Raw genomic sequence first — 14,837 nt, 5'->3', positions numbered from 1 at the left:
GGCTACACTGAGACTCTCTAAAGTTTCCGGGGAGTAACTTGTGTGGCCTCCCCAGCCAGAGAACCCCTTCTCTCGTACCACCGGAGGACAATGATGACCCCTCGTTACTCGCGCGCATTGAGCGCCATAGCACTGACCGGCGCGGCCGGACTGGTTCTAGCCGGCTGCGGTGCCGCACCCGAAGAATCCAGCGGCGGAGAGTCCGAAGCCCAGGATTTCAAGGGCTGCATCGTGTCCGACGACGGTGGCTTCCAGGACCGTTCGTTCAACCAGGCGTCCTACGAGGGCCTCAAGGCTGTCGAGGAGAAGCGTCAGATCCAGGTGAAAGAGGCCGAGTCCCAGGCTGAAACCGAATTCGAACCGAATTTGAACTCCATGGCACAGGAGGGTTGTGACCTCACCGTGTCCGTGGGCTTCCTGCTGGCCGACACCACCAAGAAGGTGGCCGAGGCGAACCCCGACAAGCACTTTGCCATCGTGGATGACCAGTCGATCAAGGCCGACAACGTCAAGCCCATCGTCTACAACACGGCCGAGGCCGCATTCCTGGCCGGTTATCTGGCCGCGGGTGCTTCCGAGACCGGCAAGGTCGCGACCTACGGCGGCATGGACATCCCCACCGTGACCGTGTTCATGGACGGCTTCGCGGACGGGGTGGACTACTACAACGAGCAGAAGAACGCGGATGTTGAGGTGCTGGGCTGGGACAAGGAGTCTCAGAACGGAACGTTCTTGACCTCGTTCCAGGATTCCTCACGCGCCAAAACCGTCACCCAGAACCTCATTGGCGACGGCGCGGACGTGGTGCTTCCGGTAGCGGGTCAGGCTGCCCAGGGCACCGTGGACGCCGTGACCGAGGCCAACAACGGGGGCGACAACGTGCGTCTGATCTGGCCCGACACCGACGGTTACGAGACCCTGGACACCGGCAAGGAATACGTCCTCACCTCCGTGCTCAAGGAAATGTCCACCTCCGTGGAGGACGTGGTCGACCAGGCGGTCGACGGCGACTTCGACAGCGGTCTGTACGTGGGCACCCTGGCCAATGAGGGTGTGGGCCTGGCCCCGTACCACGATCAGCAGGACTCGGTGAATGAAGAGCTCGACAAGGAAGTCCAGCAGCTGAAGCAGGACATCATTGACGGCAAGGTCAAGGTCGAATCCGAGAACGCGCCCAAGGCGTAAGTAGGCACCGCCCCCGGGTAGGAGTGAATCTGTGAAGTTAGAGCTGCGTGACATCACCAAGAAATTCGGCGGTTTCACGGCCAACCAAAGTGTGAATCTAACGGTTGAGCCGCACCAGATCCACTGCCTGCTCGGGGAGAACGGTGCGGGCAAGTCCACCCTCATGAACGTGCTGTACGGGTTGTACGAACCAACCTCCGGCAGCATCGAGATCGACGGTGAACCCGTGTCGTTCTCCGGCCCCGGTGATGCCATGGCCGCCGGGATTGGCATGGTGCACCAGCACTTCATGCTCGTACCGGTGTTCACCGTGGCCGAGAACGTGGCACTCGGCCACGAGGCCACCAGGGGCGTAGGACTGGATCTGAACTCCACTCGCCGCAAGATCCGCGAGATTTCCGAAAGATACGGGTTCCAGGTGGACCCGGACGCCATTGTCGAGGATCTCCCCGTGGGTGTGCAGCAGCGCGTGGAGATCATCAAGGCCCTCGTGCGCGACGCGGAGGTGCTCATTCTCGACGAGCCCACCGCCGTGCTCACACCCAAGGAAACCGACGAGCTGCTCAACATCATGCGGCAGCTGCGCGAGAACGGCACCTCCATCGTGTTCATTTCCCACAAGCTGCGCGAGGTCAAAGCCGTCTCGGACGTGATCACCGTGATCCGCCGCGGCAAGGTCGAGGGACAAGTGGGTCCCGAGACGTCCACCGACGAACTCGCGGCGCTGATGGTCGGGAGAGACGTGTCCCTGACCGTGGACAAGGAACCCGCCCACGCCATCGGCTCCGCCCTCGAGGTCACCGACCTGACCGTGGTGGGGGAGAACGGTGTGGTGCTGGTCGACAACGTGTCCTTCACCGTGGCGCCGGGGGAGATCCTGGCCGTGGCGGGTGTGCAGGGCAACGGCCAGACGGAGTTGACCGAGGCCCTCGTGGGGTTGGCCGATCACGTGTCCGGTTCCATCACACTCGAGGGCCAGGAGCTGGCCGGGCGCGGAGTGCGCGAGGTGTTGTCCTCCGGCGTGGGATTCGTACCCGAAGACCGCTCGACGGAGGGGCTCGTGGGCCCGTTCACCGTCTCCGAGAACCTCATCCTTGACCGCTATCAGGATCGTGAATTCACCGCGGGGCCGTCGCTGAAGCTCGGTGCCATGCGTGAGAATGCGCAGCAGGCCGTGGCCAGCTACGACATCCGCACCGGTTCCGTGGACGCACCGGTGGCCACACTGTCCGGCGGTAACCAGCAGAAAGTGGTGCTCGCACGCGAGCTCTCCCGCCCCCTGAAATTGTTCGTCGCCTCCCAACCCACGCGCGGTGTGGACGTGGGATCCATTGAATTCATCCACAAACGCATCGTGGCCGAACGCGACAAGGGCGTGCCCGTGATCATCGTGTCCACCGAACTGGATGAGGTCTACGCGCTCGCGGACCGGATAGCGGTGTTCTTCCACGGGAGACTGATGGGAATCGTCCCCCCGGACACGCCCAGGGAGACACTCGGGCGCTTGATGGCCGGTGAGACGGCCGAGGAGGTCCTGCCTCCCGCGCCCTGGGACGACAGTCAAGACCATCACCAACACGAGGGGACGCACACGGCATGAGTGTTACGACCACCTCCCCGGAATCGAATCAGGTTTCGGCGCCCTCGCCGGTCGAACTGACCCCGGACGACTACCGCCGTTCGCTGCTGGGCTCCACACTGCAGTCGGTGTTGGCGGTGCTGGTTGCCCTGTTCCTGGGTGGACTGTTGATCGCGGCCACCGACGAAACGGTGCGCGAATCCGCGGGTTACTTCTTCGCACGGCCCGGGGACACGTTCACAGCCATGTGGGATGCGGCCTCCAGCGCGTACATCGCCATGTTCCACGGCGCCGTGTACAACCCTGATGGCAGCGGACTGGCCGGCAAGTTGTACCCGCTGACCGAAACGCTGACCGTGGCCACCCCGTTGATCCTCGCCGGCCTCGGCGTTGCCCTGGCCTTCCGCACGGGCCTGTTCAACATCGGTGCACAGGGCCAGATCCTGATCGGCGCGACCCTGGCCGGTTACGTGGGCTTCGCGTGGCAGCTGCCCGTGGGCGTGCATCTGCTGGTGGTTGTGGTGGCCGGTGCGCTGGGAGGTGCCATCTGGGGCGGCGTCGTGGGTCTGATCAAGGCGCGAACCGGCGCGCACGAGGTCATCCTGACCATCATGCTCAATTACATCGCGATCAACCTGGTGTCCTGGTTGTTGACCCTGTCCACGTTCCAGCGTGAGGGATCCTCCAATCCCATCAGCCCGCCCATTGCCGAGACCGCGATGTTCCCCAAATTGCTCGGGGACGGTTTCCGTCTGCACTGGGGTTTCGTGGTGGCGGTGGTGGCGACCGTGGCCGTCGCGTGGCTGTTGAACCGTTCGACCATTGGTTTTGAGCTGCGAGCCGTGGGCGCCAACCCGCGGGCCGCACGCACCGCCGGTATCTCGGTGACCAAGGGCTTCGTGGTGGTCATGTTGATCGCCGGCATGCTGGCCGGTCTGGCCGGCACCGCGCAGATCGCGGGAACGGAACACTCGCTCACGGTGGGTGTTGCGGCGTCCTTCGGATTCGACGCCATCACCGTGGCGCTGCTGGGCCGGTCCAAGCCGTGGGGGACTTTCTTCGCGGGCATCCTGTACGGTGCGTTCCGCGCCGGGGGCGTGACCATGCAAACGTCCACCGGAACCAACATCGACATCGTCCTGGTCGTGCAGTCCCTGATCGTGCTGTTCGTGGCACTGCCGCCGCTGCTGAAACTCAAGTCCCGTCGCAAGGAGGTGGCAGCGTGAGCACCGCAATCTCGGCACCCGAGTCCTCGGACGCACCCCGGGAAGAACTGTCCACCGCGGCCGCGAACCGCACCGTGGGTGTTCGCACGTTCCGACCCGCCATCGGCCTGGCCATCCTGGCGCTGGTGGCGCTGGTCCTCTTCGCCCTCAACGCTGCCGGCGGGTCCGTGGAGTTCCGACTCTCGGACCCCGGCGACGCCCTTGAACTGCCCCACCTGTCCGTACCGATCACCCCGTACGGGTGGCTGGTCACCATTGCCCTTGCCGCGCTCGCGGTGTTCGCCGCGATCCGCGCCCGCAGCCTGCCTCGCTGGGCCCTGATCCTGGCCGGGTTCTTCTTCGTCACGGGTTTCCTGGTGTGGATCGTGGGAACCGCGCAGACCCCCAGCATCTCGCTGACCGCCCTGCTCGCCGGTTCCGTCGCCCTGGCCACGCCGTTGATCTTCGGTTCCCTGGGCGGTCTGTTGTGTGAACGCTCCGGCGTGGTGAACATTGCGATCGAGGCGCAGCTGCTGTTCGGCGCGTTCTCCGCGGCCGTGGCCGCAACGCTGGCCAACAACGTGTGGGTGGGCCTGCTCGCCGCCGTGATCGGCTCCATGCTGGTGTCCCTGATACTCGCGATCTTCTCGATCAAGTACCGCGTGAACCAGGTGATCGTGGGCGTGGTGCTCAACGTCCTGGTGTCCGGTCTCACGGGCTTCCTCTTCGCGACCGTCCTGCAGCCCAACGCCGCGGATTACAACTCCCCGGCCCGGTTGCCCCACGTCACCATTCCGGTGCTGTCCGAAATTCCGGTGATCGGCCCGGTCTTCTTCGACCAGTCCATCATCGGGTACATCATGTACGTGACCGTGGGGGTCGTCTGGTACGCCCTGTACCGCACCCGCTGGGGCCTGCGAACACGCGCCGTGGGCGAGCACCCCAAGGCCGCCGACACCCTGGGCGTGTCCGTCAACGCACTGCGCGTACGCAACGTGCTCATGGGTGGTGCGGTGGCCGGCCTGGGTGGGGCGTTCTACACGCTGGTCTCGGTCTCGGCGTTCACTCGCGACATGACCTCGGGCGCGGGCTACATTGCGCTGGCTGCACTGATCTTCGGCCGGTGGAACCCGGTGGGCGCCCTGTTCGCTTCGTTGTTGTTCGGTTTCGCATCCAACCTGGAATCGATCCTGTCCTTCTTGGGTACGTCCGTCCCCAGCCAGTTCCTGGCCATGCTGCCCTACATCGTGACCATCCTGGCCGTCGCCGGCCTGGTCGGAGCCTCCCGGGGTCCCGCCGCGTCCGGCGAGCCCTACATGAAGGAGTGACCATGATCGACGACGCCGCCTGGCGCAGCCTGCAGCAGGCCGCCACCGACGCCTTGCAGCACGCGTACACGCCCTATTCGAACTATCCCGTGGGTGCCGCGGCTCTCGTGGACGACGGCCGCGTGGTCACCGGGGCCAACATCGAGAACGCCTCCTACGGAGTCACCCTCTGCGCGGAATGCTCGTTGGTCTCGGCCCTGTACATGTCCGGGGGCGGCAAGCTCGCGGCGTTCGTGTGCGTGGACGGCAACGGAGACGTGTTGATGCCGTGCGGCCGGTGCCGTCAGCTGCTGTATGAACACCGTGCGCCCGACATGGAATTGCTGACCGTGAGCGGCGTGCGCAGCATGGACCAGGTGCTTCCGGACGCGTTCGGACCACAGAACCTGGCATGAGGTTTCGACCTCCCCGTGACGGGCGAACCCCGGGTCATCACCGATGAGCCGGGGTCTGTGCGTCAGATCGACTTGGTTGCAGGCGCCGCCGGGACCTGTATTCCCACTCGGTGCTCAACACGCAGCCCTATACTTTGGCAAAACAGTACGCGACGGTCCGGAAGGAAACTACACGTGGGTTTGAGAGATTTGTTCCGCAGTAAAAGCACCACCTCCAGCACTCCGCAGCCATCACCCGGAGCGCCCGCCAACGACCCCCGCACGCAGGAACAGGATTCTCGGGCGCAGGGGATCCAGAACCAGGGGATTCAGAACGCGGGCCATTCGGGACAGGACGCCCCGATGGGCACCGCCCCGCGGGGAGAGGCCACTCAGGACGCGGACGGTGTTACCGCCGCCGACCGTGCCGATGATCGCCCCGCCCAGGACGCCTCGGAGCAGCAACTGCCGGAATCCGGCCCGCTACGGAACCTCGTGGACATCGTGTTGTCCCGGGGCGCGGACCGCGCGCGATTGACGCTCGTCCAATCGGGCAACGTGATGACCCATCAGACGCGCCAGGCACACGGTGATGCCCAGGACGAGGTGGAGAACGGCACGGTGGACCAGGGATCCCCGCTGTTCGACGACGTCGCCGATCTGTACACCCAGGCCATGAACACCCCGGCGGGTCCATGGCGTCAATTGGATCTGACCGTGACCCCTGAGCAGAACGGTCAACGCCTGGTGACGGTCGACTATGCGTTCCCGAGCGGGCAGTCCCGCAAGGAGAGTTACGTGCAGGGCCGTGCACTGTCCGGTGACGATGCTCGCCGGGACGGCCACGGCTCCGAGCAACTCCGCCCCGCCGGAACCGAGACCTCCGTCCCGGACCATGGAGCCCACGACGAGCGCCGGGAAAATGACATCGAGTCCGTGCGCGTGGTGGACGGTTCGGACAGCTCCCCGGTGGCCGATGGTCAGATCGTGACCAAGGCCGACCCCGAACCCATCGTGGTGGCAGCCGATGACCAGGCGGCCCACGACCAGGCCCACCGCCAGGATCCTTCCCCGCAAGACTCGGTCGAGGCACATGAGCCCGCCGAGAACCGCCCCGCGCAGGAGTTCCAGAGCGCCGATTCGGACGCCGCCCAGGGTCAACGTGCCGATCGTGTCGCGCAGGATTCCGTCCTGGACACCCGGGCAACCGAGGCCCACGCCGGGCACGATGCGCCCCGTGATGAGCGCACCGACCTGCCGGAGCACCTCGATGAGTCCGAGTTCGGCGGTCTTGCCGAGCCCGAATCCCCGGTGGCACCCAGCGGCGCCGGAGCAGCGGCACTCGCCGCGGACGACGATCCCGCCGATGCACCGCAGGTTGCACAGACCACCGACGTGGCGCCGTCCTACACCGCGCCGAGCGAGCAGCCCAGCGGCGACTCGCTGGCCACCGGCAACCTGGTGTTGACCCTGGCGGACATCCAGTCGCGCCTGAGTGAGGCGCAGCGTCATCTCTTCGGTGACGGCGGCACGGCACGCGAGGTGTCCACCGTGCTGATCCGCGTGCGCGCCCTAGGTACCTACTACGACGCCCTGACCCATGTTCGCCTGAACGGGTTCTGGGATCAGCGCGGCACGTTCGACCTGGTTCCGGAAAACCTGTTGAAGGTCCAGGAACTCAAGGACGACTCCTACGTGGAGGGCTCGGGCGCACCACTGGCCATGATGTTCCGCTTCCGCCCGGGCGTGCCCCCCGAGGTGTCCTTCGACTACTCGGACGAGGAGGCCTTCGTGCGCTACGAACAGCGCCTGCCGGGTCAGAACTACCTGGAGGAACTGCGCATGTTCCCGCGCACCGGCTCCAACATCCCCCAGCACATGAATGACGCACTGCAGGATTGGAACTACTGATTCATGAGGCAAGCAACACCCACCGAGGGCTCCGTCCGTGCCATGGACGGGGCCCTCGGGCCTATTCCGGCGGTGTGCCTCCACGATCACCTGGACGGTGCGCTGCGCCCGGCCACCATCGTGGCGCTCGCTCAGGACGTGGGCCATCAACTGCCCACCACGGATCCCGTGGCCTTGGGGCAATGGTTCGTGGATAACGCGAACTCCGGCAGCCTGGAGCGGTACCTGACTACGTTCGCGCACACCACGGGCGTGACACAGACCGCGACCGCCCTGGAACGGGTGGCCGAGGAATACGTGCTCGACGCCGCGGCGGACGGGTTGCTCCACACCGAGGTGCGCTGGGCCCCCGAGCAACACGTGACCGAGGGACTCACGCTCGAGCGGGCCGTTGACGCCGTGCAGAAGGGCCTGGCCCGCGGGGTAGCCGCGGTCAAGGCCTCGGGCGGCCATATTTCCGCGGTCCAGATCCTGTGCGCCATGCGGCACCTGGACAACTCCCGCGAGATCGCCCAGTTGGTGCTCGATCGGGTCCGCGCGGCGGCCGGTACGACGCCGCCCGGTGATGTCGCCGGCGAACCCCAACCCGGTTCCGTGGTGGCCTTCGACCTGGCCGGTCCCGAGAAGGGGTTCCCCGTATCGGATCACCGGGAAGCGCTGGACCTGTTGGCGCAGAACCTGGTTCCCGTGACCCTGCACGCGGGTGAGGCGGACGGCCCGGAATCCATTCGTGACGCGCTGCTGGCCGGACGCGCCCTGCGCATCGGGCACGGTGTCCGATTGCTCGAGAACGACCCCGACGCCACCGGGGAGCTGTCCCGTTGGGTGCGCGACCGCCGCATTGCCCTGGAAGTGTGCCCGTGTTCCAACCTGCAGACCGGTGCTGTCAGCCACTGGGGTGATTCCCTCAGGGATCACCCGATCACGCAGCTGCATCGCTCGGGGTTCACGGTCACGCTGTCCCCGGACAACCGGTTGATGAGCGCCACCTCCGTGTCCCACGAGATGTCCCTGCTCATCTCCGAAGCGGGATGGTCCAGCCGGGATCTCACGGAGATCCAGCTCAACGCGGCGCGCGCGGCGTTCGTGCCCCGCGCGTATCAGGAGTGGTTGTGCGAACGGATCAAGGAGGCCTCCGCGTGAGTTCCCGCGATGTCACACCGGCCGTCCCCGAAGGCACGGGGGAACGGTTCGAAGAACTCGTGCGCGTGATGAACCGCTTGCGTTCCCCCGGCGGTTGCGAGTGGGACGGCGCCCAGACCCACGCCTCGCTGCTGCGCTACCTGGTCGAGGAGGCCTACGAGGTGGTCGAGGCGGTCGAATCCCCGAACAACACGGGGGACGCGCGCGCCGGTAACCGGTCGGAACTCGTAGAAGAACTCGGCGACATCCTGCTGCAGGTCGTGTTTCACGCGCGCATCGGGCAGGAACACGCGGCTGGTGATGCCTTCGACATCACCGACATCATGGCCGCGGTGACCGACAAACTGGTCCGCAGGCACCCGCTGGTCTTCGGTGACCAGCCCGCACAGGACGGGGTCCCCGACGTGGACACGACCCTCGCCGGGGATCCCCCTGGCCCCGCACGGGCCACCCAGGAGGAGCTCTCTGCACGGTGGGATGCCGTCAAGCGCTCCGAGAAGCCCCACCGCACCAACGTGTTCGACGGGATGCCTCCCGCGCTGCCCGCGCTCGCACTCGCCGAGAAGGCCCTCTCGAAGGCGCGTCGCCACGGCGTGGAAAATACGCCGGGTCCGACCGGGACCCAGGACACCGCGGCTTTGGAACGTGCCGAGGCCGAATTCGGTGACCGGCTGCTGGAACAGGTGCGAGCGGCGTCGGCGGTGGGACTGGATTCCGAACGTGCCCTGCGAGGCGCCGTGCGGCGTTACATCGCGATGAATAACCGGCCGATTTAACCGGGAACCGGCCGGGATCGGTAGGCTGACGTGAGGGCACCGCCCGATAGGTCAACGACCAGCAAGGAGATTATCCATGGCAATGATCATTGCTTTGCAAGCCCGTCAGATTCTGGACTCGCGTGGTAACCCCACGGTAGAGGTGGAAGCACTGCTCGAAGACGGTAGCTTTGGCCGCGCAGCAGTTCCCTCGGGAGCTTCCACGGGCGAGTTCGAAGCAGCCGAACGCCGCGACGGAGACAAGAAAGTCTACCTGGGTAAGGGCGTGCTGGACGCCGTCAACGCCGTGGACGAGGACCTGGAAGAGGCCATTGTGGGCCTGGACGCCTCCGATCAGCGCGCCGTGGACCAGGCCATGCTGGACCTGGACGGCACCGACAACAAGTCCAAGCTGGGCGCCAACGCCATCCTGGGTGCGTCCATGGCCGTGGCCCGCGCCGCCGCCAGCTCCGCGGACCTGCCGCTCTACAAGTACCTGGGCGGCCCCAACGCACACGTGCTGCCCGTTCCGATGATGAACATCCTCAACGGCGGCTCCCACGCGGATTCCAACGTGGACATTCAGGAGTTCATGATTGCCCCGATCGGCGCTCCCACGTTCGCGGAGGCCCTGCGCTGGGGCGTAGAAGTTTATCACAGCCTCAAGTCCGTTCTCAAGGATCGCGGCCTGTCCACCGGCCTGGGTGACGAGGGTGGTTTCGCACCCAACCTCAAGTCCAACGCCGAAGCCCTGGACCTGATCCTGGACGCCATCAAGAAGGCCGGTTACAAGGCCGGCACCGACATCGCCTTGGCTTTGGACGTGGCCTCCTCAGAATTTTTCGAGAAGGGCAAATACTCCTTCGAGGGCAAGAAGCGCTCCGCCAAGGACATGTCCGACTACTACGCGGACCTGGTCAAGAAGTACCCGCTGGTCTCCATCGAGGACCCGCTGGACGAGGACGACTGGGAGGGCTGGGCCACCCTGACCCGTGCCATTGGTGGGCAGGTGCAGTTGGTCGGTGATGACTTGTTCGTGACCAACCCGGAGCGGCTGGCTCGCGGCATCGAGGGTGACGTGGCCAACGCGTTGCTCGTGAAGGTCAACCAAATCGGCTCCCTCACCGAGACTTTCGACGCCATGGAACTGGCGCAGCGCAACGGCTACCGCTGCATGGTCTCGCACCGTTCCGGTGAAACCGAGGACACCACCATTGCGGACATCGCCGTGGCCGTGAATGCCGGTCAGATCAAGACCGGTGCCCCGGCTCGTTCCGAGCGCGTGGCCAAGTACAACCAGCTGCTGCGCATCGAGGAGGAACTCGGCGACGCCGCCCGCTACGCCGGCGCTTCCGCATTCCCGCGATTCTCGGCCAAGTAAGACCCTTCACCCATACTCTCGGGTGAATGACCGCCCGGTCCCTCTCGCGGGGGACCGGGCGGTCGCATGCGAGGACCGGTGAGTTTTCGCCGCTAGAATGACCGGCAGGATTAATGAGGAGCGCGTCTCACACAAGAGCGCGCCGCGCAGTGCGGGAGGTGTGCATGGTCGGCCCCAGGCCCAGGATTCCCCGGTTCTCCGGGAAGCGGCAGGGCGCGAACGGGAAGCCTTCGGCGGCCGAGGGCCGTGGCGAGAGTCAATCCGTCGACGCGGGGGAGAGCGCGCCCGCTTCTCACGCCCGTTACTCCGGCGGCGGATCGTCCACGGTCACCGCACCCACTCCCGCGCATTCCTTCAACGGCAGACTCATTGCTCTGATCGTGGTGGCCACCCTGATCCTGTTCCTGGCCGCGCCCACCGCCAAGATCTTCTTCGACCAGCGCGCCCAAATCACAGCGCTCGAAGAATCCATTGCGGCCAAGGAACAGGAGCAGCAGCAGCTCAAGCTGCAAGAGGAACGCTGGGGTGACGACGCGTACGTGGAGCAGCAGGCTCGAGAGCGCATGTTCTACGTGATGCCCGGTGAACGCGCCTACCTGGTACTCGGCGCCGAAGAAACGGGCCGCCAAGCAGCGGAGTCTTCCGCTGAGCAGGTCGAAGCGGGCAAACCCGCGTGGGCGGACGGACTGTGGCAGTCCGTGGTGGATTCGGCGTTCCCCCCGAGCGAGCCTGAAATCGCCCCGGTGGAGCCGGAACAGTAACCGCCTATTTCCGCAGCAAATCCACCACACAATAGTCCTCTCCATGAATGAACTGGCCCAGCAGTGCGCCGGAAAGTAGTACGCAAGTGACTGAAACACAGCCGACCCCTGCCCCCGCAGTGACCCAGCAGGATCTCACGGTGGTGGCACACCAGCTCGGTCGCCCCGCGCGAGACGTGGTGGAAATTGCGGCCCGTTGCGTGTGCGGTAATCCCCTGGTGGTTGCCACCGCACCGCGATTGGCCAATGGCACGCCCTTCCCCACCGTCTTCTACCTGACGCACCCGGTCATTACGTCCGCGGTGTCCCGGCTCGAGGCCGAGGGCAGCATGTACGGCATGTCGGACAGGATCACCGAAGATGCGCAGTTGGCGGAGCAGTACCGGGCGGCCCACGAGCATTACCTGGGGGAGCGGCGTCGGATTGGCGAGAAAGCCGGAGTCGGTGAGGTCTCCGAGATCGAGGGAATTTCCGCCGGAGGCATGCCCACGCGCGTGAAATGTCTGCACGTACTGGCGGGCCACAGCCTGGCCGCCGGACCGGGCGTGAACCCGCTGGGCGACGAGACACTGGAGCTCATCGCGGACACCTGGACCGCGGACCGCTGCGCGTGCGACCCCCGGTGGCGCACCGCGGACTGAGCGGGTGCACCGCTCAGGGCGGGGGCGTCAGTCACGCCGCCGCAGGGCACCTGTCCTCGCCGTCATGGCGGCGGCCAGAACGCGGGTAAAGTGGGATCGCGCTGAATTGGCGCACTCCCCATAGAGCCAAGGATCCATCACCCATGCGCGTTGCTGCCATCGACTGCGGGACCAACTCCATCCGCCTCCTGATTGCGGATGTCAAGGACGAGAACGGACACCCCGAACTCATCGACATCGTGCGTGAAATGCGCGTGGTTCGCCTGGGCCAGGGCGTGGACTCCACGGGCTGGCTCGCCGAGGCCGCGCTGGATCGGACGTTCGCCGCCGCCGAGGAGTACGCCCGCCTCATCAAGAAGCACAAGGTGGACGAGATCCGTTTCGTGGCAACGTCAGCCACACGCGATGCCGGCAACCGCCAGGTGTTCGTGGACGGCATCAGGCAACGCTTGGGTGTGGTGCCGGAGGTCGTGACAGGTGAGGAAGAAGCGGCCCTGTCCTTCCGCGGTGCCGCCAACGCGACCGGTCCTCTGACGCCCGAGGACCGCGTGCTCGTGGTCGATCTGGGCGGCGGATCCACCGAGTGTGTGCTGGGCACGGTGGACGGTGTGACCGCGGCCAAGAGCGTGGACGTGGGGTGCGTGCGCATGACCGAACGGTATCTGGGCTCCAATCCACCCACCGATGAACAGCAGCGCCAGGTGCTGCAGGACGTGGACGAGGCCATGGACTCCGTGGCCCGGATCGTTCCGTTGTTCCAAACCACCCACCTGGTTGGTGTCGCAGGGACGGTCACCACGGTGACGGCTCGCGCCATGAATCTGGAGAGCTACGATCCTGACGCAATACACGGATCGACCATGCCCGTGGACTCGATCACCCAGGCTTGTAAGGACCTCACTGCCATGACCAAACAGGAACGGGCCCAACTGGCGTACATGCACCAGGGTCGCGTGGACGTGATCGGTGGCGGCGCCCTGGTATGGCGGCGTGTCATCGAACGGGTCGTCTCCGCGACACAGGGGCGAGTGCAATCGGTTACGGCCAGCGAGCACGATATTTTAGACGGAATTGGTCTGTCCCTGGTGCGCTGACTCCTCCGAGGTTTGAACACCCAACGGCCGGGGCCGGCTCCATCAATGCGTTCCTATTCGAGTTGAGGTTAGTCATGTCGGTTCGCGCCACACGCCGCCGCGTTCTCTCGGGTGCGGCCGCTGCCGCCGTGGTCCTGTCCTTCGCCGCAGCCCCCGCGGTGGCCATGCCCGACAACGAGCAGCAACCCGCAGCCCCCGCGCCGTCGATCCCTCTGGAGAGTCCGGTGGCACCGCCGCCCACGGACGGCAAGGTACCCGTGGCCGTGGACGCGATCCGCGAGCGAGAGTATTGGCTCGACGAATACGGGGTGCGCGATGCCTGGAAGGAGTCCACCGGCAAGGGCGTGAAAATCGCCGTGATCGACACCGGCGTGGACGCAACCCACCAGGATCTCAGCGACGCCGTTGTGGACGGTACGGACGTGTCCGGCATGGGCGACGGCAAAGGACACCGCGGCCTGGGCTCGGAACCCGAACACGGCACCCTGGTTTCGTCATTGGCCGCCGGACGGGGCCATGGCGAGGACAATCCGGACGGCCCCGGGAAACAGAGCGGAGTGATCGGTGTGGCTCCGGAAGCGGAGATCCTGCCCGTGTCCCTGTGGCTCGGCAACGAGGAGCCCGGTGTGAAGGATGTCAACGAGCAGATTCCGAACGCCGTTCGCTGGGCCGTGGACAACGGGGCGGACGTCATCAACATGTCCGTGGGTTCGGATTCCCCCGAATGGCCACAGTCCTGGGATTCCGCGTTCGCCTACGCGGAGGAGAAGGATGTCCTGGTCGTGGCGGCCTCGGGCAACCGTGGTTCCGGGCTCAACCAGGTGGGGGCCCCGGCCACTATTCCCGGTGTCCTCACGGTGGGTGGCGTGAACCGCGCGGGCCAGGCGAGCTGGGACTCATCGTCCCAGGGAATCTCGATCGCGGTTGCGGGACCCAGCGAGGACATGGTGGGCGCTATGCCGGATGGCGGGTACGCCGAATGGTCCGGCACTTCAGCGACCGTGCCCCTGGTCTCCGGAACGGCCGCGTTGATCAAGTCCAAGAACCCGGACCTGAGCGTTGCGCAGATTGCCAACCAGATCATCCGCACCGCCCACGATGCCGGTGGGAAAGGCCAGGATCCGTTCTACGGATACGGGATCCTGGATGTGAAGGCCGCCGTAGCGCAGGACGTACCGGACGTCGACAAGAATCCGCTGGGCAGCATGAAGCACTGGATGAGCGTGCACCGGCCGGCACCGGCCACGGCCAGCGAGACGGCGTCGTCGCCGGGGGCCACCGAAACCCCTCACACCGAGCAGGTCACGGAGGAAGCCACCCCGCCGGTGGCGCAAGCCCCGCTCAATGAAACGGGCGCCCTGCCCGTGGTGATCCTGGCCGGTTTCGGACTGGTGGTCGCCGGGCTGACGGTCGCGGCGGTCCTCCACATCCGTTCGGTAAACCGCTGAGACGAACATTTCACGATCAGCGCACCCGGCCC

Annotated in this window: 13 protein-coding genes; all 13 read left to right on the top strand. The window is 65.9% G+C overall.

Annotation, left to right across the window (positions count from 1 at the left end; all coding sequences use genetic code 11):
• Positions 1-93: 93 nt before the first annotated feature.
• The 13 genes from AC3ENJ_RS05050 (at position 94) to AC3ENJ_RS04990 (ending at position 14,805) form a co-directional block, all read left to right on the top strand.
• The gene (locus AC3ENJ_RS05050; RefSeq protein WP_190807393.1) at positions 94-1,185 is read left to right on the top strand and encodes a BMP family lipoprotein; all 1,092 of its coding nucleotides are present in this window, start codon (positions 94-96) and stop codon (positions 1,183-1,185) included.
• 31 nt (positions 1,186-1,216) lie between these two features.
• Positions 1,217-2,785: an ABC transporter ATP-binding protein gene (locus AC3ENJ_RS05045; protein WP_431813293.1), complete on the top strand. Its 1,569-nt coding sequence runs from the start codon at positions 1,217-1,219 to the stop codon at positions 2,783-2,785.
• Entirely contained in the window at positions 2,782-3,990 is a 1,209-nt protein-coding gene (locus AC3ENJ_RS05040; protein WP_431813292.1) for an ABC transporter permease, read from the top strand. Before AC3ENJ_RS05045 ends, AC3ENJ_RS05040 begins: the two co-directional genes overlap by 4 nt.
• Positions 3,987-5,297, top strand: coding sequence for an ABC transporter permease (locus AC3ENJ_RS05035; protein WP_431813291.1), 1,311 nt, complete (start codon positions 3,987-3,989; stop codon positions 5,295-5,297). Before AC3ENJ_RS05040 ends, AC3ENJ_RS05035 begins: the two co-directional genes overlap by 4 nt.
• 2 nt (positions 5,298-5,299) lie before the next feature.
• On the top strand, positions 5,300-5,692 hold the full coding sequence (locus AC3ENJ_RS05030; protein ID WP_431813290.1) for a cytidine deaminase: 393 nt from the start codon (positions 5,300-5,302) through the stop codon (positions 5,690-5,692).
• A 174-nt stretch (positions 5,693-5,866) separates the two neighbouring features.
• Entirely contained in the window at positions 5,867-7,582 is a 1,716-nt protein-coding gene (locus tag AC3ENJ_RS05025) for a hypothetical protein (RefSeq protein WP_431813289.1), read from the top strand.
• A 3-nt stretch (positions 7,583-7,585) separates the two neighbouring features.
• The gene (locus tag AC3ENJ_RS05020; protein WP_190781770.1) at positions 7,586-8,725 is read left to right on the top strand and encodes an adenosine deaminase; all 1,140 of its coding nucleotides are present in this window, start codon (positions 7,586-7,588) and stop codon (positions 8,723-8,725) included.
• Positions 8,722-9,501: a MazG nucleotide pyrophosphohydrolase domain-containing protein gene (locus AC3ENJ_RS05015; protein WP_320414991.1), complete on the top strand. Its 780-nt coding sequence runs from the start codon at positions 8,722-8,724 to the stop codon at positions 9,499-9,501. The genes AC3ENJ_RS05020 and AC3ENJ_RS05015 overlap by 4 nt, the downstream gene beginning before the upstream one ends.
• 76 nt (positions 9,502-9,577) lie before the next feature.
• Positions 9,578-10,861, top strand: a complete 1,284-nt coding sequence (gene eno, locus AC3ENJ_RS05010) for a phosphopyruvate hydratase (RefSeq protein ID WP_190781768.1) — start codon at positions 9,578-9,580, stop codon at positions 10,859-10,861.
• Positions 10,862-11,025: 164 nt separating this feature from the next.
• Positions 11,026-11,622 (top strand): FtsB family cell division protein, encoded by a 597-nt coding sequence (locus AC3ENJ_RS05005; protein ID WP_190781767.1) that lies wholly within the window; start codon positions 11,026-11,028, stop codon positions 11,620-11,622.
• Between the two features lie 86 nt (positions 11,623-11,708).
• Entirely contained in the window at positions 11,709-12,263 is a 555-nt protein-coding gene (locus AC3ENJ_RS05000) for a DUF501 domain-containing protein (RefSeq protein WP_190807398.1), read from the top strand.
• Between the two features lie 143 nt (positions 12,264-12,406).
• Positions 12,407-13,357, top strand: a complete 951-nt coding sequence (locus AC3ENJ_RS04995) for a Ppx/GppA phosphatase family protein (RefSeq protein ID WP_431813288.1) — start codon at positions 12,407-12,409, stop codon at positions 13,355-13,357.
• Between the two features lie 74 nt (positions 13,358-13,431).
• Positions 13,432-14,805, top strand: coding sequence for a S8 family serine peptidase (locus AC3ENJ_RS04990; protein ID WP_431813287.1), 1,374 nt, complete (start codon positions 13,432-13,434; stop codon positions 14,803-14,805).
• Positions 14,806-14,837 lie beyond the last annotated feature (32 nt).

It is taken from the genome of Kocuria sp. cx-455, assembly GCF_057707085.1.
The sequence above is the reverse complement of the archived record's forward strand: the minus strand, read 5'-3'. Positions and strand labels throughout refer to the sequence as shown.